Source organism: Actinomadura sp. 9N407 (assembly GCF_044326315.1).
In the GTDB taxonomy this organism is placed as follows: domain Bacteria; phylum Actinomycetota; class Actinomycetes; order Streptosporangiales; family Streptosporangiaceae; genus Spirillospora.
Map to the genome: position 1 here is coordinate 383362 of NZ_JBIRAW010000001.1, position 21806 is coordinate 405167.

Genomic DNA, 21806 nt, shown 5'->3' on the forward strand with positions numbered 1-21806 from the left:
AGGTCGTAGGGGGTGGGACCGGGGGTCACCGTTCCACCTCGGCGAGGTAGTCCAGGCAGGTACGGACGTCGGCGTAGGGGCCGCCCTCAGGCGGATCGGGCGGTTCGGTGGTGAGGATGGCGTCCTGCTCCATGACGTACCAGCCTTCGTATCCGGCGACTTCCAGCGTGCGGATCACTCCGGTGATGTCGATGTCCCCTTGGCCGAGGGGCCGGTACAGGCCGTTGCCCACGGCCTCGGTGTACGAGACGCGCCCTTCGCGTACCCAGCCCGCCAGCAGCACGTCCACGTCCTTGAGGTGGACGTGGGCGATGCGCTGTGCGGCGAAGCGGGCCAGCCACAGGGGGTCGGTGCCGCCGACGATGAGGTGCCCGGTGTCCAGGCAGAGCGGGACGCTGCAGCCGCCGAGGACGCGCTCGACCTCGGCGCGGCGTTCCACGACCGTCCCGACGTGCGGGTGCAGCGCCACCCGCCGGCCGCGCGCGGCGGCGGCGATCGTGATGGCGTCCAGGTTGGACAGCAGCGTCCGCCAGGCCTTGGTGTCCAGGTCGGGCCGCTGGTCGTAGCCGTCGATCCCGGTGGCGGCCGCCAGGATCAGCATCGCGTCCTCGCCCGTGCCGTCCTGCCCGTCGAGGTCGTCGAGGTCGTCGAGGTCGTCGAGGGCCCGGTCGATGCCGGGCAGCGGGTCATGTGCGGGATCGTGCAGGACGACCGGGACGAACGCGCCGACCAGCGCGAGACCGTACTCGGCCAGGAGCCGTGCGCGGCCGGCGGGATCGTCCGGCAGGAATCCGGCCGGACCGAGTTCGGTCGCGGTGAGGCCGAGGTCGCGCATCTCGGCCAGCACGCGCCGGGGCGCCATCTGGTGGCCCCAGCCGGGGACCTCGCAGATCCCCCAGGAGATCGGTGCGCCGGCCACCTTCATCGCCGAACCTCCTCCACTCGGACGACCCGGCCCTCGCGCCGGGAGATCTCGCAGGCCTCCGCGAGGTAGAACGCCTCCAGCGCGTCCTCGGGAGGGCAGGGGTTGCCGCGGCGTCCGGCCACCATGTCGATGAATGCCCGCAGTTCCGCGTCGTACGCGGCGGCGAAGCGTTCGAGGAAGCCGCCGTACGCGGGGACGTGCGCGCCGTCCTGGCCCGCCTCGGGTACGGCGCTGACCGGCGTGCGCTCGTCCAGGCCCGCGACGAGGCTGTCCTTGGAGCCGAACAGCTCCAGCCGCACGTCGTAGCCGGCGGCGTTGTAGCGGGTGGCGGCGACCGTGCACAGCGTGCCGTCGTCGAGGCCGAGCAGCGCGGCGCCGGTGTCCACGTCGCCGCACTCGCGGAACATCTCGTCACCGTTGTCGGACCCCGCGGCCACCACCCACGTGACCTCGTGCCCGGTGACGTGGCGGATGGAGTCCAGGTCGTGGATGACGCAGTCGCGGAACAGGCCGCCGGAACCGGGGATGTACGCGGCGGGCGGCGGTGCCGGGTCGAGGCTGCACGACCGGACGGTGTGCAGCCGGCCGAGCCGCCCGGCGGTGACGGCCTCGCGCGCCGCGACGTACCCGGCGTCGAACCGGCGCTGGAAGCCGACCTGGACCGGAACCCCGGCGGATCGGGCGTCCCGGACGATTTGGAACGTTCCATCAATATCCGAGGCCAGCGGTTTCTCGCAGAACACCGGTATTCCGGCATCGACGGCGCGGCCCACCAGCCCGGCGTGCGCGTCGGTCGCGGCGGTCACGACGAGGCCGTCCAGGCCCGCCGCGAACAGTTCCGCCACCGAGTCGGCGACCAGTCGACCCACCACCGGGCGATCGGCCACCATGTCACCGGTCCGCGCGTCCAGCCTGGCGGCCAGCTCGCGCGCCCGGGCCGGATCGGCGTCGGCCACCACCAGCGCCTCGACCTCGGGCATGTCCAAGAGTGCGGCGGCGTGGCGCGCTCCGATGCGCCCCGCGCCGGCCAGCCCGATCCTCATCGGTCCCTCCCGTTCGGCGTGGTCCGGGACGGCGCGCTCTGCGGCGCGGCCCCGGCCTTGCGGTCGGCTTGCGGTCAGGTGCTTGCGGTCGGCTGATTCGGGTGAGCTGAGCCCGAGTGTGCTGGAGCGTTCCATGCGCGTCAACGACCCAGCTGGCATCCTGTCCGTTACGACCTGTCCGCAATAGGCCCGATCCCGGCGGCGGGATGGTTCCCGGCAGGCTGAGCAAGCGCTAGGTTTGTCCCCATGCGGGTCTTCCTCACCGGCGCGTCCGGATTCGTCGGTTCCCATACCGTCCGTGCCCTGCTCGACGCCGGGCACCGGCCCCGCGCCCTGGTCCGCGACCAGGCCAAGGCCGCGAAGGTCCTGGCCAACCTGGGTGTACCCGAAGGCGAGGTCGAGTTCGTCACGGGCGACATGCTCGACCCCGGCGCCGTCAACGCCGCCCTCGACGGCTGCGACGCCGCCATCCACGCCGCCGCCGCGATCGGCGTGACCGGTGCCCCCACCCGGCCGCGCGGCCCCCTCACGGCCGGCGCCGCGTCCGGGCGCGACCCCGAGAGCGCGCTCGTCCAGGTCAACGTCTCCGGTACGCGCAACGTCGTCGGCGGCGCGGTCGCCCGCGGGCTCGACCGGGTGATCCACGTGTCGACGGTCGCGGTGTTCGTGCCGCCCGGCGGGCCCCGCATCACCACCGACGGGCCGCTCGCGACGCCCCGTACCGAGTACGGCCGCTCCAAGCTCGCCGCCGAACGGTACGTACGGGACCTGCAGAAGGAAGGCGCCCCGGTCACCATCGTCTATCCCGGCGGTGTCTGCGGCCCCGACCAGCCCGTCCTGGACGCGCTGATGGAGGGCCTCAGCGCGGCGCTCGACCAGGCCTGGCCGCTGCCGCCCGGCGGGGTGTCGGTGATCGACGTCCGCGACCTCGGCGAGGCGCTCACCCGCGCGGTCGCCACCCCCACGCCCGACCGGCTCCTGCTCGGCGGCCACTACCTGACCTGGCCGCAGTACGCCGACCTGTGCGACCGGCTGACCGGCCTGCGCTGCCGCCGCGTCCGCGTCCCGGCCGCCGTCATGCTCGGCGCCGGTACGGCCCTGGACGCGGCCAAGCGGATCCGGAACTTCGACTACCCGCTCACCCGGGACGCCGCCGAGTTCATGGTCAAGCTCGTCCCGACCGACGACGGGCCGTCCCTGGACGCGCTGTCGATGACGCTGCGCCCGATCGACGAGACGGTCTCGGACGGCCTGCGCTGGCTGGCCGAGACCGGCCACCTCCGCAGGGCCGGCCGGCTGGCCCCCTCCCCCGCCCCGGACGCCCCCAAGGAGCCACCCGTGCCGACCTTCATCGAGCGGGCCTTCGGCCCGACCTTCCAGAAGGTCTCGGGGGCGCGCTGGTTCTCCAAGGTCGGGCCCAAGGTCGTACCGCCGCTGGACCGCGCGCTGCACAAGGTGACCGGGGGCCGCTTCCTGCTCGGCCAGCTCCTGGTCCCGAGCCTGGTCCTGACCACCACCGGCGCCATCAGCGGGAAGCGGCGCCAGACGCCGCTGGCGTGCATGCCCGAGCCGGACGGCTCGTTCATCGTCGTCGGCTCCAACTTCGGCCGCGAGAAGCACCCCGCCTGGACCGGCAACCTGATCAAGAACCCCGGCGCGGAGGTCAGCCACCGCGGCCGTACGGCCAAGGTCACCGCCCGGCTGATCGAGGGCGAGGAGCGCGCCAAGGTGTGGCCGCGCCTGATCCAGGTCTGGCCGGTGTACGACCGCTACGTGGAGCGCGTCGACCGCGAGCTGCGGGTGTTCCGCCTGACCCCGGTCTCCTGACGCTCCCCCGCCCGGCGGCACCGGCTCACGCCGGTCCCCGCAGCGCGCGGGAGACCCGGCGGCCGGCCAGCGCGTAGGCGAGCAGCACGCCCAGCGCGTTGAGGATGACGTCGTCGATGTCGAACGCCCGGCCGAGCACGGCCATGCCCTGGACGGTCTCGATCGCCAGCGAGAGCAGGACGCCCACCAGGGCCAGCCGCACGGGCCCGCGCAGCCGCTTGCTCGCCACCGGCAGCAGGATCCCCAGCGGCGCCAGCAGGATCACGTTGCCGCCGACCTGCAGCAGCGCGTCCTTGATCGGCTGGTCCAGGTAGAACCGCAGCGAGCGTCCCGGGTCGATGTTGCCGCCCGCCTGCCCGTTGTCCTCGACCGGGGTCAGGGTGAGCCGGAACGCGTAGTAGAAGAAGACCACGAGCCCGGCGAGCGCGGCCAGGACCGCCAGCGCCCGCAGGGCCAGCACGTACCAGGGGGCTCGCTGCTCCACCGACTCGGCCATGCGCGGCCTCTGCCCGTTCGGGCGCGGGGTATGCGGTCAGAGGGATTTCCGGAAGGCGGCCAGCCTCCGCTGGTCCTCCTCCGGCGTCCTCGCCGCCTCCGGGGTACCCGGGTAGGTGTCCAGCAGAAGGTGCGTGGCGCCCAGTTCCGCGAACTCCTCCGCCTCGCGGCGGGCCAGGTCCGGATCGTCCAGCCGGATGCGGGGCGCCAGCGCCGGTACGGGGCGCCCGGCCTCCTCGGCGGCGGCGCGCAGGGCCGGCAGTCCCTTCTCCCGGAGCCAGGCCGGGGTGACGTTGATCGGATGCCAGGCGTCGCCGAAGCGGGCGACCCGCCGCAGCGCCCCCGGCGCCTGCCCGCCGACCCAGACCGGCGGGTGCGGCTCCTGCACGGGATGCGGCCTCGGGTCGACCGTCTCACCGCCGTAGCTGACCGCGTCCCGCGTCCAGGAGGACAGGATGACGTCCAGGTACTCGTCGGTGAGGGCCCCGCGCCGCTCGAACGGCACGCCCAGCGCCGCGTACTCGCGCCGCGCCCAGCCGACGCCCACCCCGAAGATCAGCCGGCCGCCGCTGAGCCGGTCCAGGTTGGCGGTGACGCGCGCGGTCTGGAGCGGATGCCGGTACGGCAGGATGGTCACCGTGGTGCCGAGCCGGACCCGCGTGGTGATCCCCGCCAGCCAGGCCAGCGTGGTGAACGGGTCGTAGAACGGCCCCGGATACTGCGCGGCCACGTCCGGCGTGACCGCGACATGGTCGGAGATCATCGCGAACCCGAAACCCGTGTCCTCCGCGAAGCGGGCCCATCCCGCGAACGCCTCCGGAGTGGCGGCGGTGCCGAAGTTGGGGATGTTGATGCCGAGTTCCATATCCGGGACCAACGTCCGCGGCCACGGCGGTGTTCCACCCGAGACGGCGAGGACGCCCGCGCCGGAGCGCGGGCGTCCTCGTTTCCCTCCGGCCAGATCCCCTGGTCAGGCGGCGACGGTGGCCGCCACGCTCGTGGCGGGCTCCAGTGCCAGCTCCAGAACCTCGCGGACATCGCTCACCGCGAAGACCGTCATGTTCTCCAGCACCTCGGCCGGCACGTCCTCCAGGTCCGGCTCGTTCCGCTTGGGAACGATCGCGGTCGTGATGCCCAGCCGGCTGGCGGCCAGCAGCTTCTGCTTCAGGCCCCCGATCGGCAGCACCCGCCCGGTCAGCGACACCTCACCGGTCATCGCCACATCGGACCGCACGGGCCGTCCCGTCAGCAGCGAGGCCAGCGCGGTGGTCATCGTGATGCCGGCGCTCGGCCCGTCCTTGGGGATCGCCCCGGCGGGCACGTGGACGTGCACGCCGCGGTCCTTCAGGTCGCCGACCGGAAGCTCCAGCTCCGCACCCCGCGAGCGCAGGTAGCTGAGCGCGATCCGGGCCGACTCCTTCATGACGTCGCCCAGCTGCCCGGTGAGCGTCACGCCGGTGTCACCGGTCTCCTTGTCGGCCAGCGACGCCTCGATGTAGAGGACGTCACCGCCGGCACCGGTGACCGCCAGCCCGGTCGCCACGCCCGGCACGCCCGTACGGCGCTCGGACTTGCTCAGCTCGACCTCCGGCGTGAACCGGGGCCGCCCCAGGTACTCCTTGAGCCCCTCGGCGTCCACGGACACCGGCAGCTCGGTCTTCTCCAGGGCGACGTTGGCCGCGACCTTGCGCAGCACCCGGGCGATCGCCCGGTCGAGCGACCGCACGCCCGCCTCGCGGGTGTACTCGGCCGCCAGCATCCGCAGCGCGTCGTCACCGAAGGCGACCTCCGACGACTCCAGCCCGGCCTTGTCGAGCTGGCGCTGCAGCAGGTGGTCGCGCGCGATCGTGACCTTCTCGTGCTCGGTGTAGCCGTCCAGCTGCACCAGCTCCATCCGGTCCAGCAGCGGCCCCGGGATCGCCTCCACCACGTTCGCGGTGGCCAGGAACAGCACGTCGCTCAGGTCGAGCTCGACCTCCAGGTAGTGGTCCCGGAACGTGTGGTTCTGCTCGGGGTCCAGGACCTCCAGCAGCGCCGCCGTCGGGTCGCCCCGGTAGTCCGCGCCGACCTTGTCGACCTCGTCCAGCAGCACGACCGGGTTCATCGACCCCGCCTCGCGGATGGCCCGCACGATCCGTCCCGGCAGCGCCCCCACGTAGGTGCGCCGGTGACCGCGGATCTCGGCCTCGTCCCGTACGCCGCCCAGCGCGACCCGGACGAACTTGCGGCCCATCGACCGCGCCACCGACTCGCCCAGCGACGTCTTGCCGACCCCGGGCGGGCCGGTCAGCGCCAGCACCGCGCCCGACCGCCGCCCGCCGACGACGCCCAGCCCCCGGTCCGCGCGCCGCTTGCGCACGGCCAGGTACTCGATGATGCGCTCCTTGACGTCGTCCAGGCCCGCGTGGTCGGCGTCCAGGATCTCCCTGGCGCCCGCGATGTCGTACGCGTCCTCGGTGCGCTCGTTCCACGGGATGTCCAGGACGGTGTCGAGCCAGGTACGGATCCAGCCGCCCTCCGGGGAGGCGTCCGACGAGCGCTCCAGCTTGTCGACCTCCTTCAGCGCCGCCTCGCGCACCTTCTCCGGCAGGTCGGCCGCCTCGATCCGGGCCCGGTAGTCGTCCTCCTCGTCGGCGGGGTCGCCGTTGAGGTCGGCGAGCTCCTTGCGGATGGCCTCCTGCTGCTGGCGCAGCAGGAACTCCCGCTGCGTCTTCTCCATGCCCTCCTGGACGTCCTTGCGGATCGTCTCCGCCACGTCCAGCTCGGCCAGGTGGTCGCGCGCCCACCCGATCGCCAGCGTCAGCCGCTCGACCGTGTCCGGCGTCTCCAGCAGCTCGATCTTCTGCTCGTCGCTCAGGTACGGCGCGTACCCGGCGTTGTCGGCCAGCGCCGACGGGTCGTCGATGGCCTGCACCACGTCCACGACCTGCCACGCGCCGCGCTTCTGCAGGATCACGCTGACCAGGCTCTTGTACTCCTTGGCCAGCTCGTGCTCGCGCCCCGTGGCCGGCGGCACCTCGATCTTGGTGCCCTCCACCCACAGCGCCGCGCCGGGCCCGGTCGTCCCGGTCCCGATCCGCACCCGGTCCACGCCCCGCACCACCGCGCCGGGCTCACCACCGGGCAGCCGGCCCTCCTGCTCGATCACTCCGAGCGTGCCGACGGCCGCGTACTGGCCGTTCAGCCGGGGCACCAGCAGCACCCGCGGCTTGACGGTGGACCGGATCCCCGGCCCCTTGGCCTGGCCGACCGACCGGGCCGCCTCGATCGCCGCGCGCACCTCGTTCTCCGAGAGGTCCAGGGGCACGACCATGCCCGGCAGAACGACCCCGTCGTCCAGGGGCAGGACCGGCAACGTCAGGGTCTCGCTCATGCTCAGCTCCAAGTCTGTAGTGCTCCCGACCCAACCTCGGGTTGAGTCATACTCACTCAAGAAAACGGAGCAGCAATTAATTTCCGCAGCAACGTTCGCTCTCAGCGATCAGCCCGATCCCCCGTCGCCGCGCACGGTGACCGGCATGGCCTGAGTTCCGAAGGGAAGGCCGTCCAAGGGTGTTCACCGGAACGCCCGCCCGCATGGACCTGGTCTCCAAGGATCGGCTCATACGCCTCGCAACGCCATGAAGGGAGCCGGCCGGCGTGACGGCGAGCGGACAGGATCGCGAGCAGATCGCGGCGGTGATCGACACGTACAGGCGCGGCTTCGCCACCATGAACGTCGATGACCTCATCGCCATCTGGGACCAGGACCACGACGACCTGGTCTACGTCGCGATGGAAGAGGCAGGTCCCCGACGGACCTGGAAGGACATCGAGGCCTACTACCGCCACGCCCTCCCCGCCGATCCCACGTTCCACGTCGTGGCGATGCAGGTCGAGACATTGTCGATCGGCCTTCTCGAAGACGTCGCACACGTCCTGTGCCGCTTCCGCTTCGAAGGCGAACAGGAGGGCCAGGAGGACCCCGTCATCGCCGAAGGGCGGGCGACCTTCGTCCTGCACCGCCACCGTGCATCGTGGAAGGTGGTCCACTACCACGAATCCGCCCGGCCGCCCTCCCCGGAGCGGAGGCCGTCCCCAGGCCCCCAACCCGATGGCCGCGACGACGCGAAGTCCTGAGCCCAGGGCCTAGGGCTTGCCTCAGCCACCGCGCGAGCGCGTTACCTGGCCGGTGAGGCGACGCCGAAGGCGAGCCTCACCGGCCGATCGCGAAGCGATGCCGCGCTCGCACAGGCACGGTCACGGTGCGAGCCGCCAGGCGAGCACCGTGGGCCGGGTCTTTGAGACAGGTCTAGGGGGCCGTGAAAGCTCGGGCGCCCTCGGTCCAGGTGCGGTCCAGGTCCGAGTGCTCGGGGAAGCGGTGGTCGATCTCGAGGATCACCATGCCGTGCGCGAACGCGAACAGGGCCTGGGCCAGGTGGGGCTCGCCGGTCGCGCGGAAGAACGGCTCGCCGGCCCACTCTTCGAGGCCCGGGGCGAGGCGGTGGCGAGGGAGCGGCCCGGTGGTGGCCAGCCGGTAGAGGTTGGGGTTGGCGCGGGCGTAGCCGCGGTACGCGCGGAGCAGGGCGGGGACCGGCCGGCCGGTTCCGAGGGCGGCGCCGAGGGTGGTGCCGGTCTCGATGAGGGCCCGCTCGATCAGCGCGACCTCGACGCCTTCCTTGTCGGGGAAGTGCTTGTAGAGGGAGGGGGCGCGGATGCCGATGCGGTCGGCCAGGACCCGCATGGTCAGTGCCTCGCGGCCGGCCTCTTCCAGGACGGCCCGGGCGGCCGACACGATCTCGGCCGCCCGGGGTGTCAGCGGGGTGAGGGACGGCTGCTCGCTGGTCATCCGGCCATCTTCTCAACCCGGGCCTTCAGGGCGGCGTTCATCTCCGCGAAGTCGTCCTCGACCTTCAGCATGCCGCCGACGAAGGGCACCAGGACACCGGTGAACGTCTCGCCCTGGACGAGCCTCGTGCGGCCGCCGGCGATCTCCTGCAGCAGGAAGTAGTGCTCGCCGTCCACGATCCCGGGCATCCCGAAGCGGCCGATCCAGCGCAGCTCCTCGCCGGGGGTCGCGGTGAGGACCTTGGGCTTGAACGTCATGACGCCGCCGTCGTTGGAGAGCTCGTTGGTGAGCTTGGCGCCCACCCGGGCCTCGCCCACGGCACTGATGATGAACGGGTTCCACTCGGGGTAGGCGGGGAAGTCGGCCAGCACCGTCCAGACCTGCGCGGGAGTGGCGTCGATCTCGACCTCGGCGCGGAGCTCGCGGGGGCTGACGCGGGTCCAGACGTACAGCCCGGTGACGAGCAGGACGAGGGCGGCGGCGATGGCGAGAGTGGAACGGAGAAGCATGGCGGCCTCCAGTGGCTAACGTTGTTAGCCAGAACAGTAGCTAACAATGTTAGCCACGGCAAGGCCCCAAGGGCCTGCCGCTTTACCTTCGGCGTTTCTTCGTTGACCTGGGTTTACGCCGCCATGAAGCCGGGGTACTTAACGCAACGTAATCGTGACGCAGGGTGAAGGGCGAACCCGGGGCCGGCAAAGGCCCGGGCCCCCGGACCCCGGTGGACCAGGGAGGGACAGCATGCGGGAGACGGAGATGCCGGACGGGATCGCCGCGCGTGGCCTTCCCGGCGACCCGGTACGGACGGCCGAGGGCGTTCCCGGCGTGTCGCGTCGCTTCCGGCACCGCCCCCCTTCCGCCCTGGTGCCGGCGGCGACGGCAACGCGCCGGGACACACCTCGGGTCCTCGGCCGTCTCGGCCCGGTCTTCCCCGAGACCGATCGTCCCCAGGGAGAGCGAGGTGAGTGCCGGATCCAGCACCGTGTGAACCGTTAGGAGCCGGGCGGCCCTGGACTCTGACCCGACCCCCGTCCCAGGCCGCCCTTCAAGCAGTCGACGTACCGCTGCTATGCCAGGCCCGTGGAGGCGATCCGCCCCCACGGGCCGTGGCATGTCAGGCCCGGCCCTCCGCGGGCCGCGCGCCCTGGCCGGCGGCCAGCTCGGCGCGGGCCTGGCCGACGATCCTGCGCTCGATGAAGAAGGCGAGGAACGGGATCAGGCCCGCCGACACCATGAGGACCATCTGCTTCAGCGGCCAGGCCGCCTTGCGGAAGAGGTCGTACGCGATCGCCAGGTAGATGATGTAGAGCGCGCCGTGGATCGGGGAGATGATCGCCGACGGGGTGCCGTTGCCGCCGATGTAGCGGACCGGCATGCCGACGAAGACCACCAGCAGCAGCATCACGCCGACGATGATGGCCATGACGCGGTACCGGTTGATGGCCGCTTCCACAGTGCACCTCTCTGAGTGTTCGAACGGGGTCCCGGGGGCGAGGTCAGTCGCGCCGGTGGGTCTCGGAGTTGAGCCGCGCGAGATAGCGGTTGTAGGCCGCCAGCTGCGGGTCCTCTTCCTCCTGCTGCCGGATGATGGAGCGCGTCAGCGCGGCCTCGGCGGGCTCCTCGATCACGGCGGGGGCCTTGGTCGAGGGATCGTCGGACAGCTCGTCCCGCATCATCTTGATCCACATCACGATCACGAAGATCGCGAAGATCGGCCATTCGAAGGTGTAGGCCCAGCTACGGTCGTTGCCGGCCTGGGCGCGGTCGAACTGCCACCAGCCGAAGCCGATGAAGGAGAAGCACAGGACGATCGCCACGGCATGCAGCCCGAGCCAGCCGGGGGTGAGGAACCTTCGCACGACTGTGAGCCTACCGCCGGTCTTCCCGAGCCCGGGCCCTACCCCGTACTATGTCCGGCTCGCCGGGGGCGGGCCCGTGTAGACGGCGCGCGGGCGCAGCGGTTCGCGGCCGCCGTACTCCTCCAGCGCGTGCGCGATCCAGCCGGCCGTACGGGCGACCGCGAAGATCGCCTCGCCCGATCCGGGGATCATCCCGGCCACCGTGGCCAGCGTGCCGAGCGCGAGGTCGATGTTGGGCGCGGGCAGCCGCCGCCGCGCCGCCTCCGCCAGCACCGCCTCGGCCACGGCGAGCCCTTCGTGTCCCGGCGCCGCGGCCCTGAGCAGGTCGAAGAGGTACGTGGCGCGCGCGTCGCCGGACTTGTAGACGGTGTGCCCCAGGCCGGGGATCCGCTGCCCGGCGCGCAGCCGTTCGGCGATGACGCGGGGTGCCCGGTCCGGCTCGCCCACCTCGGCCAGCAGCCGTTCCGCGCCGTACGAGGCGCCCCCGTGCAGCGGGCCGCTCAGCACGCCGAGGCCCGCGATGACGACGCCGTACGGGTCGGCCCGTACGGACGCGGCCACCCGTGCCGCGAGTGTGGACGCCGCCAGTTCGTGATCGGCCAGCAGGACGAGTGCCGCCTGCAGTGCGCCGGAGAGCCCCGGTTCGGGCGGCGCCGGGCACAGCCTGGTCCACAGCCGTGCGGCGATGGGGCCGTTCCGCTGGGGAGGCGGGGTGTCTCCGGCCGGGGGAAGCGCCTCGACCATGCCGGTGATCAGGGTGCGGGCGGTAACGAGGACGCCGTCGCGGTCGAGGTGGAAGCGGAGCGGGTCGGTCGCGGCCAGCGCCGCGATGATCACCTGAAGGCGGTCCCGGGGCAGCAGGTCGGCGGGAAGCCCCGACTGGGCGGCGATCGCAGGACCCACTCCGGCGGGCGGCGTCCAGCCGTCGCCGCCTTCGAGCTCGCCCGTCCAGAGCCAGCCGGCGACCTCCTCGAAGCCGTGTGCGGTGGCCAGGTCGAGCGCGTCACGGCCCCGGTAGTACGGCCGGTCCGGGCCGAGCGCGGTGATCGACGACTCGATGGCCAGGTCGCCCGGCCCTGGCGGGCGGCGCGGCTTGCCCCGCCGCGCGAGCTCCTCCACCTGGGCGGCGTCGAAGAGGCTGCGGCGCCCGTCGGCTGCGCGCCTCCTGCGCAGGACGCCCCGGCTCACGTACGCGTACAGCGTGGCGGGCTTCACCCCCAGCCGCTCGGCGGCGGCGGCCGCCTCGATCCATTCCTCGGCCAATGCATCCCCTCACATTGATTTTGATCAATATTGATACATGTGGACGGGAGTGTCAATCTGGGGGCATGCCAGCGATCCATTTCCTTGACGTCACCAACCGCGACGGCGTCCAGACGGCCCGGACAGGGCTGTCGAAGTTCGGCAAGACGATGGTCAACCTCTATCTGGGCCGGCTGGGCGTGGCGCAGTCGGAGATCGGCTTCCCGTTCCTGTTCCACGAGGTCCCGTACGTACGGGCGCAGGTCGCGCTGGCCGAGGCGGGCGCGTTCGGCGGGCTGCGGCTGTCGGGCTGGTGCCGGGGCGTGGCCGCCGACGTGGAGAAGGCGCTGCCGCTCGGGCTCGCGCACTACAACCTGTCGATCTCGACCTCCGACTACATGATCGCCAACAAGTTCCGGGGCCGGCTGGACCGCGACGCGATCGTCAGGGAGATGGTCGCCGCCGTCCGTACCGCCAAGGCGGGCGGAGCGCTGACCGTCGGCGTCAACGCCGAGGACGGCTCCCGTACCGACGACGGCTTCCTCACCGAGTTCGCGCTCGCGGCCAAGGAGGCGGGCGCGGACCGGGTGCGCTACTGCGACACGATCGGCGGGGACACGCCCGGCCGGATCCGGGATCGGTTCGCCACGCTGGCCTCGGCGGTCGCGATGCCGGTCGAGACGCACTGCCACAACGATCTCGGGCTGGCCGTGGCCAACTCCCTGTCCGGCGCGCTCGGCGATCTGGAGGCCGGGCAGGACGCCTGGATCAACACCTGCGTGAACGGGATCGGCGAACGGGCCGGGAACGCCGACCTGCTGTCGTCGATCCTGGCGTTCCGGCACGGATTCGGGCTCGAAGGGCATGGCGCCGAGATCGGGGACCCGATCGACCTGTCCTGGGCGCGGCGGTTCGCGCTGTGGGCGGCCTATGCGCTCGGCCAGCCGCTGCCGTACAACCAGGTCGGTACGGGACGGAACGCGTTCGCGCACGAGTCCGGCATCCACGCCGACGGGGCCCTCAAGGACCACGGCAACTACGAGCTCTACGACGAGAGCACGCTCGGTCCCTTCCCCGACGACCGGCACGCGCGACCGGGACGGGCCGTGCTGACCGGCGAGTACGGGGGCAAGGCCGGGTTCCGGCACGTGATGGAGGGCCTCGGGATCGAGCCGGCGGACGAGGACCTGGCGTTCACGCTCGTCCAGCTGTGCAACGCCATGACCGGACGCCCGCTGACCGATGACGAGCTGGGACTGATCGGCTCCCACCCGTACGAACTGTCGCTGATGTTCCCTGGACAACTCGGCTGAGGAGATCGCCGGACTTGCCGGAAAGTGTCGGGACCCACCTCTAGGTTCAGGGGATGGCGACCAGCACGGCGGCGGGCCCGGCCCAGGCCTACACCTACCCGCGTCCTTCGGGACTGGCCGGCGGACTCCTCGGCCTGTCCACCTCCGGAGGGCTCACGACGACCGGGCCCAAGGAGCACCCGCACTTCTTCAGCGGGCTGCTCACCCAGGCCGCCCCGGCCGCGGCGGCGCTGCTGGCGGTGGCCGACGTCGCGCGGACCCGCTACCACCAGCCGAGGCCCGCGTCGTCCCGCGATCCGGTGGTGACCTGCAACGGCGACCGGCTCCGGCTGGAGTCGTTCTCCGCCTGCTGCGGCGTGTACGCGCGGCTGGACGTGCTGCAGCCCGCCCTGGACGGCGAGGTGCACGAGCGCGGCACCACCAACGTCGACGTCAACGGCCCGCTGCGGGAGGCGCTCGCCCGGGTCGGCGGCTCCGATCCGCTGCATCTGGCGGTCGGCGCCGAGGAGCTGGCGGTCACGACGCTCGACGGCGCGGTGGTGGAGAAGAAGGTCCCGCTGCCCGAACGCTGGCTGCGCGGCTTCGCCGAGGTCCAGGTCATCACGTCCGGCTTCGACCCGCGCGCCGAACTGGTCGCGGCCGAGGCGGTGCGGTTCCTGCGCGGCCTGCCCGCCGCTCGGTCGCGGGGCGTGCTGTGGGTCGTCCCGGCCGGGCGGGGCCTGCGGATCACGTCCAGGCCCGTACCCGGCGCGGTGTGCCTGCCCGGCCCCGATCGGCTCCGGACCATGCTGCCGCTGCTGCGCTTCGCCCGTGCCCTGCGCGCGTACGGTCCCATCGTGACGCCGGGAAGCGGTCCGGCGGCGAGCGTGTGGGAGCTGGAGCTTCCCGGCATGCGCTACGTGCTGGCCCTCTCCCCCGAGCCGCATCGCGGGTTCTCCGGTGAGGGCGCCGTGCTGGACGCGCTGGCGACCGACGAGGCGGCCGACGACGCCGAACTGCTGGGCGCGCTGCTGTCGTTCGAGCCGCGCGTCGAGCCCGACCTGCTGGCCGAACGGGCGGGCCTGGACCTCGTACGGACGCGTGCCGGCCTCACCCAGCTCGGCACGGCGGGCCGCGTCGGCTACGACACCGCCGAGGCCGGTTTCTTCCACCGGGAACTGCCGTACGACGCGGAACGCGTGCTGGCGATGAACCCGAGGCTGCGCAACGCCCGGGCACTGGTGGACGGCGGGCACGTCACGTTCAGCGCACCTGACATGGCGAGTGTGGACGCAGGCGGGACGCCCCGCCAGGTCAGATTCACCGGCGACGGCGCGTCCTGTACGTGCCCCTGGTGGACGGAGTACCGGGGCGGCCGAGGGCCCTGCAAGCACGTGATCGCGGCCCGGCTCGTCCGCGACGCCGCCGAGGAGACCGCCCGATGAACACGACGCGGACCGCGCTCGTCCGCAAGCAGATCGACGGCGGCAATCCCCGGATGGTGGCCGCCCTGATGCCGCGCCTCACCGACGAGGAGCGCCGCCACATCGCCAAGGAGCTGCCCGCCTGGCTGCAGAACCTGCGGAACGAGTATTCCGACTTCGCCTGGGGAGCGGCGCGGCCCAAGTGGGCTCTGATGGCGGCGGGAGCGGGCTGCATCGGCGGCGCCGCGGCGGCGACCAAGTGGCTGACTCAGCGCGACCTGCGCGTCCCGGCCGCCTCGGACGGGCATCGCAAGCATGCCGAGCTGATCGTCTCCGCCACGGCCGGGCGTCCGCTCGCCTGGCGGGCCGATGTGGCCCGGCGGCTGGCAGAACGGTTGACCGTGACCGACCAAGCAGACTGGGACGGGAACGAGACGGCTTGGTGGATCTGCTCGCTGCTCGGTCGCGACGCGGGTGAGGCACCTCCCGAGGACGACGCGTTCGCCGTCGGCTGGGCACGCTGGACGCACCCGATGACGGATCTGGCCGATGATCCGCTGCTGGACGCGATGCTGCCGCGGATCTTCGAGGTCGAGGCCATCGGCCAGGTGATCCAGGGCATATCGAACGGCGACCTGTGGATCGAGGCGCTGACCACGCTCACCGCCAACGGCCGGATCGAACGCACGACGCTGCTCGACGGCTGCCTGCGCCGTTTCCTGCGCGGCGGCATCCTCACCGAACTGCGCTGGTACGCGCGCTTGCACGAGGCGCTCGCCCCCACGCCCGTCGAGGCGGCGGAACGGGCCCGCGACTACCTCCGATTGCTGCCCGCCGCGCCAGGACGGGTCGCCGAGTTGGCGCTGAACGAGGTACGCCGGGCCGATGAGCAGGGCGGGCTGGACGAGGCCGCGTTCAGCGAGGCCGCCTGGGCGCTGCTGTTCCGTCCCGAGAAGAAGCTCGTCCGTGCGGCGCTGACCTGGCTCGATCGCAGTGCCCGCGAACGTTCACGGGTGGACGCGACGCTCTCCGCGCTGACCGTCGCGTTCGGTGGCGACGCCCATGCCCTCCAAGAGCGCGCCGTCGCGGTGGCCGTCAGGTACGCGGCCGAGGCGGGCGACGAGGTCCGCGCGGCCGTCCGGGAGGCGGCCACCGCACTGCCCCGCGATCTCCGCGACCGGATCGCCGCCGCGTTCGGTGAGGTCGAGGTACCGGTGGCAGAGGCGCCGGTCGCACTCGCACCGCCACCACCACCCGCTGCCTTGCCTGCTCCGATCGCCTCCCCCGCCGAACTGGCCGCAGAGTACGCCGCTCTGCAACGCGCCGATCCCACCTGGCAGGACACCGAGCGCGTCATGGCCGCGATGGTGGAGCTCGCCTACCGGGACGAGGAGGGCGTCAAGAAGGCGCTCAGCCCGTTCTTCGACGATCCGTTGGACGTCTGGAACATCTCGCACGAGACCGACTGGTTCTCGCGGATGCCCCAGGCCTGGCCGACCCTCGCCGCGCGGCGCATCGTGCGTCCGGGCGATCCCCTCCCAGAGTTCGGCCGGATCAAGGGGACGTACTACGAGCCGCTGCACCGCTTCCTCATCCAGCGGATGCGCGAGATCGCCGCGACGGCCGGGAGGACACCCCTCCTGCTGGCGACCCCGACTGCGGCCGACGGGCACCTGGATCCGGACGTGCTGCTGTCCCGGCTGGAACGGGTGGAGGCGACCGGGGCCGAGCCCGGGCCCTTCGACCTCGCCCAGGCCCTGCTCCGCCTCCCCCGCGACGTCGACGCCGGCATCGCCGCCCGCGCGGAACACCTCAGGTCCCCGGCGGGCCGTGCGCTCGCGGCCTGGCTGGCATCGGGTGGTGCGCCCGACCCGGCCGTCGAATGCGTGCTGCTCTGGCTGGCCCGGCCCGACGACGACTCCGGCAGCGGTCTCGTGGCGACCGTGACCCCGCGCGGCGACGTACCGGACGCGATCGCTCCGCTGTTCGCCTTCCCGACGGGGAGCTCGTGGAAGGACCATCCGCAGCGCCGGCTGCGGCCTGTCTCCGGCAGCCCCCTCCCCTGGTGGCCCGCGATGCTGCCCTCTCACACCGAGGTCGCCGCCGCCCATCTGCTGTCTCAGCTGGCACCGCTGGTCGAGCGAAGTGAGGAGCAGGGCGCGGTGCTGGTCGGGCTCGCCGAGGCGGACGGGCCGACCGGAGCGGCGACGGCGACCGCGCTCGCGTACGGGCTCACCACCAAGAGCGTGCGGCAGCGCGCCGGGGCCGTGGACGCGCTCCTGCTGATGGCGGCGCGCGGGCGGCTGCCGGCCGCCGAGCTGGGCACGGCCGTCGGGACGCTGACCGAGCACCGGATCGCCAAGCTCCCCCGGGTGGCCGAGGCGCTCTCCCAGTCCGCCGACGCCGGGGCGCGGGTCCAGGTGTGGACGGCCATCGAGGCCGCGCTGCCGGTGATCTTCGATGCCGTGGCGGCGAAGACGATCAAGCAGCCGGCCGGGCTGCCCGACCTGATCGCGCTCGGGACCCGTACGGCCGAGCTGACCGGGGCCCGTGCGAGCGTGCCCGGACTGGGGGAGGCGGCGGGTCGCGGGGGCGCCGGCCGCGTGGTCAAGGAGGCGGCCCGGCTGCAGGCGTTCCTGACCCGGCCATGAGGTTCCCCGAGATACCCCCGTCCCGTACAGTATTCGAGCAAGTCAGGATCATTCCCTCCATTAGCTACTGACGGGACCACGCCGATGACGCTCGCGGACAAGGCCACGGAACGGGCCGTACCGGCTGGGCGGCATCCGGCCCAGACGCGCATCCTCGCGGTGCTCACCGCCTCCCAGGTGCTCGGCGGGATCGGGGTGGGCACCGGGGTCGCGATCAGCACGCTCGCGGCGGCGACGATGTCGGGCTCGGAGGCGATCGGCGGGCTCGCGCAGACCAGCGCGGTCGCGGGCGCCGGGGTACTGGCCGTCCCGATGGCCCGTGCCGCCGCGCGGCGCGGGCGCCGTACCGGGCTGTCGCTGGCGTACGCGGCCGCCACCGCCGGCATGGTGATCGCGGCACTGTCCGCCGGGCTGCACTCGTGGCCGCTGCTGATGCTCGGCCTGTTCCTGGCGGGCGGCGGCAGCGCGGGCGGGCTGGCGGCCCGCTACTCCGCCACCGACCTGTCCCGTCCCGGGCACACCGCCCGGGACCTGTCGATCGTCGTCTGGGCGACCACCGTCGGCTCGATCGCGGGCCCCAACCTCGCCGATCCCGCGGACAGGATCGGCCGTGAGCTGGGACTGGCCGCCTGGGCCGGGCCGTACGCCATGGCGGCGCTCGCGTTCGGGCTGACCCTGATCGGCATCCTCGCCCTGTTGCGCCCGGACCCGCTGCACGCCGCCATCGAGTTGCGGGGCGACGCGCCGACCGGGCCCCCCACGGCGGGCAAGGCCAAGAAGACGGGCGGCTGGCAGACGCTGCGCGAGGCCCCGCGCGCCCGGCTCGCGGTGGCGGCGATCGTGGTCAGCCACGTGGTGATGGTCTCGGTCATGGTCATGACACCGGTCCATCTCAACCACGGGCACGCGAGCCTGACCGTCGTCGGGGTCGTCATCAGCCTGCACATCGCCGGGATGTACGCGCTGTCGCCGCTGCCCGGCTGGCTGGCCGACCGGTACGGGCACGTCCCCGTACTGCTGACCGGGATGGTGCTGCTGGCGTTCGCGGCGGCGCTGGCGGCGGTCTCCTCGCCGCAGCACGTGACCCGGCTGACCGTCGCGCTGTTCCTGCTCGGGCTGGGCTGGTCGTTCGGCCTGGTCGCGGGGTCGGCGCTGCTGACCGAGTCGGTCCCGGCCGAGCGGCGGCCCGCCGTCCAGGGCCTGTCGGACCTGCTGATGAACGGCGGCGCCGCGCTCGGCGGCCTGGCCGCCGGGGCGATCGTGACCGTGTTCTCGTACGGCGTGCTCGCAACCTGCGCGATGGCTCTGGTGTTGCCTATGACGGCGGCGCTCATCCTGAGCGGTCGAGAGCGGAAGGACCTGACATGAGCGAGACACTGGCGTTCGGCACCGTGGACACCGTGCTCGGCCGGCTGCTGGTCGGCGCCACCGAGTCCGGTGTCGCGTGGCTGGGCTTCAAGGACTCCCCCGGCGCGCGCGCCCGGACCACCACCCGGGTGGGGCTGCCGGTCGTCGAGGACCCGGAACGGCTCGGCCCTGCGGTGAAGGGGCTGGGCGACTACTTCACCGGGGCGGAGCGGACGTTCGACCTGCCGATCGACTGGCGGCTGACCTCACCGCTCCAGCGGCAGGTGCTCGCGGCGCTGTACGCGTCCGTCCCGTACGGGAAGGCCGTGACCTACGGCGAACTGGGCGAGCTCAGCGGCGCGGGCGTCCCGGCCCAGGCGATCGGGCAGGTGATGGGCTCCAACCCGATCCCGCTGATCGTGCCGTGCCACCGGGTCGTGGCGTCCAACGGCCTCGGCGGTTACAGCGGCGGCTCGGGCGTGGAGGTCAAGCGGTGGCTGCTCACGCTGGAGGGCTCCCTCCCGGCCACGCTGGACTGGGATCTCGCCACGGCCCCCTGAGCGGGCGTCTCGCGGCGTCCAGGCGCCTGCCTCAGCCACCGCGCGAGCGCGTTACCTGGCCGGTGAGGCAAAGCCGGAGGCGAGCCTCACCGGGCAGATCGCGAAGCGATGTCGCGCTCGCACAAGGCACGGTCAGGTGCGAGCCGCCAGGCGAGTGCCTGGGCCGGGGCTTTGAAACACTGCCTAGACGGACGTCTCGTACCGGACGTCGGTCAGCGCCTCGGAGGCCTCCCAGAGCCGGGTGCCCGCTTCCGGGCGCTTCGCCTGAGGGTGGGTGACGACCTTGGTGGGGGCGCCCCGGTACTGCGCGAGGCGGGGGCCGTAGCAGGCGCCCTGCTCGACGCCGGGCGCGGTCGCCGCGTACAGCGTCGGGAGCGCGCCGTCGGCGGCGGACTGGGCGACGACCGAGTTGACCACCCCCATCAGGCGTTCCTGGCCCTTGGCGCCCTGCATCCGCGGGCCGGTCTGCTGCAGGTTGGTGGCGGCGAAGCCGGGGTGGGCGGCGACGCTGGTGATCTCCGGGACGCGGCGTCCCAGCTCCTTGCAGAAGACGAGGTTGGCGAGCTTGGACTGCGCGTAGGCGTTCCACTTGCGGTAGCGGCGCGCGCTCTGCAGATCGCCGAAGTTCAGCTTGCCGGCCCAGGCGAACCCGCTGGTCACGGTGACCACGCGCGGGGACGCGGCGGCGCGCAGGGCGGGCAGCAGCAGCCCGGTGAGCGCGAAGTGGCCGAGGTGGTTGGTCCCGAACTGCATCTCGAACCCGTCGGCGGTGGCGCGCTTGGGGAGCGCCATCACGCCGGCGTTGTTGACCAGGATGTCCAGCGGACGGCCCGCCTGGGACGTCGCGAACTCCCGTACGGACGCGAGATCCGCGAGGTCGAGGACGGCCAGCTCGATGTCCGCCTCCGGTACCGCGCCCCTGATCCGGTCGTGCGCCGCCTGGCCGCGCTCGGCACTGCGGCAGGCCAGGACGACCGAAGCGCCGTGCCGTGCCAGCTCGAGGGCGGTGTGGTAGCCGATCCCGCTGTTGGCCCCGGTGACGATCGCTCGCCGCCCGCGCAGTTCTGGGATGTCCGCCGCCGTCCAGCCGCGCATGGTCCACCTCCGGGTCGTCGTGCGGGCCCCACGCTAGACCCACCGTCCAACAGCGACAACCTGGATGTGGCGTACCCCACACGCGAGCGGGACGGGACGGCGTCACCCGGGCACCGGGTCAGGCGGCCGGAAGGTTCTTCTCGATGGCGGCGACGACCTCGTCGGACTCCGGCTCGGCCTGCGGCGCGAACCGGGCCGCCACCGTGCCGTCCGGGGTGACGAGGAACTTCTCGAAGTTCCAGCGGATGTCGCCGGTGTGCCCCTCGGCGTCGGGGGCGGGGGTCAGGGCGTCGTACAAGGGGTGCCGGCCCTCGCCGTTCACCTCGACCTTCTCGGTCATCGGGAACGTGACGCCGTAGGTGGTGGAGCAGAACTGCTCGATCTCCTCGGCGGTGCCCGGCTCCTGCCCCATGAACTGGTTGCACGGGACGCCGAGGACGGTGAAGCCCTGCGCCGCGTAGCGCTCCTGGAGCCGCTCCAGGCCGGTGTACTGGGGCGTCAGGCCGCACTTGGAGGCCACGTTGACGACCAGCACGGCCTTGCCGCGGTACTGCCCGAGGTCCGCGGAACCGCCCCGCAGACCACCGATCTCTACTTCGTAGACAGACATGGGCCCGATCCTAAGAGAGATCGGGCCTGCCCGTTCACCCGCCGTCCCCTGGGAGCCGGGACGGCCCGTCCTCAGGTCCCCAGCGCGTTCACGAACGCGGCGAGCGCGTTGCCCGCGTCACCCAGCTGCGAGATGGCGTTGTTGACCACGTTGGCAGCGTCCCGGGGGGAGGTGAGCAGGTAAAAGATGACGAAGACGATGGCAACACGCTGGAGGTTCTTTTTGTTCATCCGAAACAGCCATCCCTCAGTAGCGCAGCGACACAAACTGACCCGACTCATTTGTGCCCAGCTGCTTACGCACGCTAAGCGATATTTTACTGTGACGGCACGGCCAGCGCTTGATCCCCCCGCCGGGCGATGTGCGGCATAACAGGCAAAAGCCCCGTACCCGGCGGAAAGGTACGGGGCACGGTACGGGCCCGGGCGCGGCGTCAGGGAATGGCGCTCACGAACTGCGACATCGACTCGGCCGCGCCGCCGAGCCCGCCCAGCGTGCTGTTGACCAGCGTCGCCGCGCCCTCCGGCCTGGTGATCACGTACCAGACCGCAAAGGCGATCCCGACGATCTTCATATGCTTCTTGTTCACGTTCCCTACCTTCTGAGGT

At 72.4% G+C, this 21806-nt stretch carries 21 protein-coding genes; 7 read left to right on the plus strand and 14 right to left on the minus strand.

The genetic code is table 11. The features are described from left to right. Window positions 1-25: 25 nt before the first annotated feature. Both ACH34Q_RS01585 and ACH34Q_RS01590 read right to left on the minus strand, forming a co-directional pair. Window positions 26-925: a TIM barrel protein gene (locus tag ACH34Q_RS01585; RefSeq protein ID WP_395980856.1), complete on the minus strand. Its 900-nt coding sequence runs from the start codon at window positions 923-925 to the stop codon at window positions 26-28. After that, the gene (locus tag ACH34Q_RS01590; RefSeq protein WP_395980857.1) at window positions 922-1968 is read right to left on the minus strand and encodes a Gfo/Idh/MocA family oxidoreductase; all 1047 of its coding nucleotides are present in this window, start codon (window positions 1966-1968) and stop codon (window positions 922-924) included. Before ACH34Q_RS01590 ends, ACH34Q_RS01585 begins: the two co-directional genes overlap by 4 nt. Window positions 1969-2214: 246 nt before the next feature. On the opposite strand from ACH34Q_RS01590, the gene ACH34Q_RS01595 reads away from it, so the two are divergent. After that, the gene (locus tag ACH34Q_RS01595; RefSeq protein WP_395980858.1) at window positions 2215-3795 is read left to right on the plus strand and encodes a nitroreductase/quinone reductase family protein; all 1581 of its coding nucleotides are present in this window, start codon (window positions 2215-2217) and stop codon (window positions 3793-3795) included. 25 nt (window positions 3796-3820) lie between these two features. Here the strand turns inward: ACH34Q_RS01595 and ACH34Q_RS01600 are convergent, their stop codons facing one another. The 3 genes from ACH34Q_RS01600 to lon all read right to left on the minus strand — a co-directional run bounded on the left by ACH34Q_RS01600 (window position 3821) and on the right by lon (window position 7663). Beyond that, complete coding sequence (locus ACH34Q_RS01600) at window positions 3821-4291, minus strand: VanZ family protein (RefSeq protein ID WP_395980859.1); 471 nt, start codon at window positions 4289-4291, stop codon at window positions 3821-3823. Between the two features lie 36 nt (window positions 4292-4327). Next, on the minus strand, window positions 4328-5155 hold the full coding sequence (locus tag ACH34Q_RS01605; RefSeq protein ID WP_395980860.1) for a TIGR03619 family F420-dependent LLM class oxidoreductase: 828 nt from the start codon (window positions 5153-5155) through the stop codon (window positions 4328-4330). Window positions 5156-5260: 105 nt separating this feature from the next. Further along, window positions 5261-7663 carry an endopeptidase La gene (gene lon / locus ACH34Q_RS01610; protein WP_395980861.1) on the minus strand — a complete coding sequence of 801 codons (2403 nt, stop codon included), beginning with the start codon at window positions 7661-7663 and terminating at the stop codon, window positions 5261-5263. Window positions 7664-7929: 266 nt separating this feature from the next. Here lon and ACH34Q_RS01615 point away from each other — a divergent pair, with 266 nt between their 5' ends. Beyond that, a complete protein-coding gene (locus tag ACH34Q_RS01615) occupies window positions 7930-8409 on the plus strand; it encodes a YybH family protein (protein ID WP_395980862.1) in 480 nt (159 codons plus the stop codon). A gap of 172 nt (window positions 8410-8581) precedes the next feature. Here ACH34Q_RS01615 and ACH34Q_RS01620 read toward each other — a convergent pair whose 3' ends face one another. From ACH34Q_RS01620 to ACH34Q_RS01640, 5 genes are all read right to left on the minus strand, one after another. Further along, entirely contained in the window at window positions 8582-9118 is a 537-nt protein-coding gene (locus tag ACH34Q_RS01620; protein WP_395980863.1) for a TetR/AcrR family transcriptional regulator, read from the minus strand. Further along, window positions 9115-9627, minus strand: coding sequence for an SRPBCC family protein (locus tag ACH34Q_RS01625; protein WP_395980864.1), 513 nt, complete (start codon window positions 9625-9627; stop codon window positions 9115-9117). The genes ACH34Q_RS01620 and ACH34Q_RS01625 overlap by 4 nt, the downstream gene beginning before the upstream one ends. Before the next feature lie 605 nt (window positions 9628-10232). Next, window positions 10233-10571, minus strand: a complete 339-nt coding sequence (locus tag ACH34Q_RS01630; protein ID WP_395980865.1) for a DUF3817 domain-containing protein — start codon at window positions 10569-10571, stop codon at window positions 10233-10235. A gap of 43 nt (window positions 10572-10614) precedes the next feature. Then, complete coding sequence (locus ACH34Q_RS01635) at window positions 10615-10977, minus strand: hypothetical protein (RefSeq protein ID WP_395980866.1); 363 nt, start codon at window positions 10975-10977, stop codon at window positions 10615-10617. Window positions 10978-11025: 48 nt separating this feature from the next. Next, the gene (locus ACH34Q_RS01640) at window positions 11026-12240 is read right to left on the minus strand and encodes a citrate/2-methylcitrate synthase (RefSeq protein WP_395980867.1); all 1215 of its coding nucleotides are present in this window, start codon (window positions 12238-12240) and stop codon (window positions 11026-11028) included. Between the two features lie 65 nt (window positions 12241-12305). On the opposite strand from ACH34Q_RS01640, the gene ACH34Q_RS01645 reads away from it, so the two are divergent. From ACH34Q_RS01645 to ACH34Q_RS01665, 5 genes are all read left to right on the plus strand, one after another. After that, window positions 12306-13532, plus strand: a complete 1227-nt coding sequence (locus tag ACH34Q_RS01645) for a hypothetical protein (protein WP_395980868.1) — start codon at window positions 12306-12308, stop codon at window positions 13530-13532. A 53-nt stretch (window positions 13533-13585) separates the two neighbouring features. Next, entirely contained in the window at window positions 13586-14956 is a 1371-nt protein-coding gene (locus tag ACH34Q_RS01650) for an SWIM zinc finger family protein (protein ID WP_395980869.1), read from the plus strand. Continuing rightward, a complete protein-coding gene (locus ACH34Q_RS01655; RefSeq protein WP_395980870.1) occupies window positions 14953-17586 on the plus strand; it encodes a DUF6493 family protein in 2634 nt (877 codons plus the stop codon). The genes ACH34Q_RS01650 and ACH34Q_RS01655 overlap by 4 nt, the downstream gene beginning before the upstream one ends. 84 nt (window positions 17587-17670) lie before the next feature. Beyond that, complete coding sequence (locus ACH34Q_RS01660; RefSeq protein ID WP_395980871.1) at window positions 17671-18954, plus strand: MFS transporter; 1284 nt, start codon at window positions 17671-17673, stop codon at window positions 18952-18954. Beyond that, complete coding sequence (locus tag ACH34Q_RS01665; RefSeq protein WP_395980872.1) at window positions 18951-19493, plus strand: methylated-DNA--[protein]-cysteine S-methyltransferase; 543 nt, start codon at window positions 18951-18953, stop codon at window positions 19491-19493. The genes ACH34Q_RS01660 and ACH34Q_RS01665 overlap by 4 nt, the downstream gene beginning before the upstream one ends. A gap of 183 nt (window positions 19494-19676) precedes the next feature. On the opposite strand, the gene ACH34Q_RS01670 is transcribed toward ACH34Q_RS01665, so the two are convergent. The 4 genes from ACH34Q_RS01670 to ACH34Q_RS01685 all read right to left on the minus strand — a co-directional run bounded on the left by ACH34Q_RS01670 (window position 19677) and on the right by ACH34Q_RS01685 (window position 21787). Continuing rightward, window positions 19677-20588: an oxidoreductase gene (locus tag ACH34Q_RS01670; protein ID WP_395980873.1), complete on the minus strand. Its 912-nt coding sequence runs from the start codon at window positions 20586-20588 to the stop codon at window positions 19677-19679. 118 nt (window positions 20589-20706) lie between these two features. After that, window positions 20707-21198, minus strand: coding sequence for a glutathione peroxidase (locus tag ACH34Q_RS01675; RefSeq protein WP_395980874.1), 492 nt, complete (start codon window positions 21196-21198; stop codon window positions 20707-20709). Between the two features lie 71 nt (window positions 21199-21269). Beyond that, window positions 21270-21428: a hypothetical protein gene (locus ACH34Q_RS01680; protein WP_375011704.1), complete on the minus strand. Its 159-nt coding sequence runs from the start codon at window positions 21426-21428 to the stop codon at window positions 21270-21272. 203 nt (window positions 21429-21631) lie between these two features. Beyond that, complete coding sequence (locus ACH34Q_RS01685) at window positions 21632-21787, minus strand: hypothetical protein (protein ID WP_395980875.1); 156 nt, start codon at window positions 21785-21787, stop codon at window positions 21632-21634. Window positions 21788-21806 lie beyond the last annotated feature (19 nt).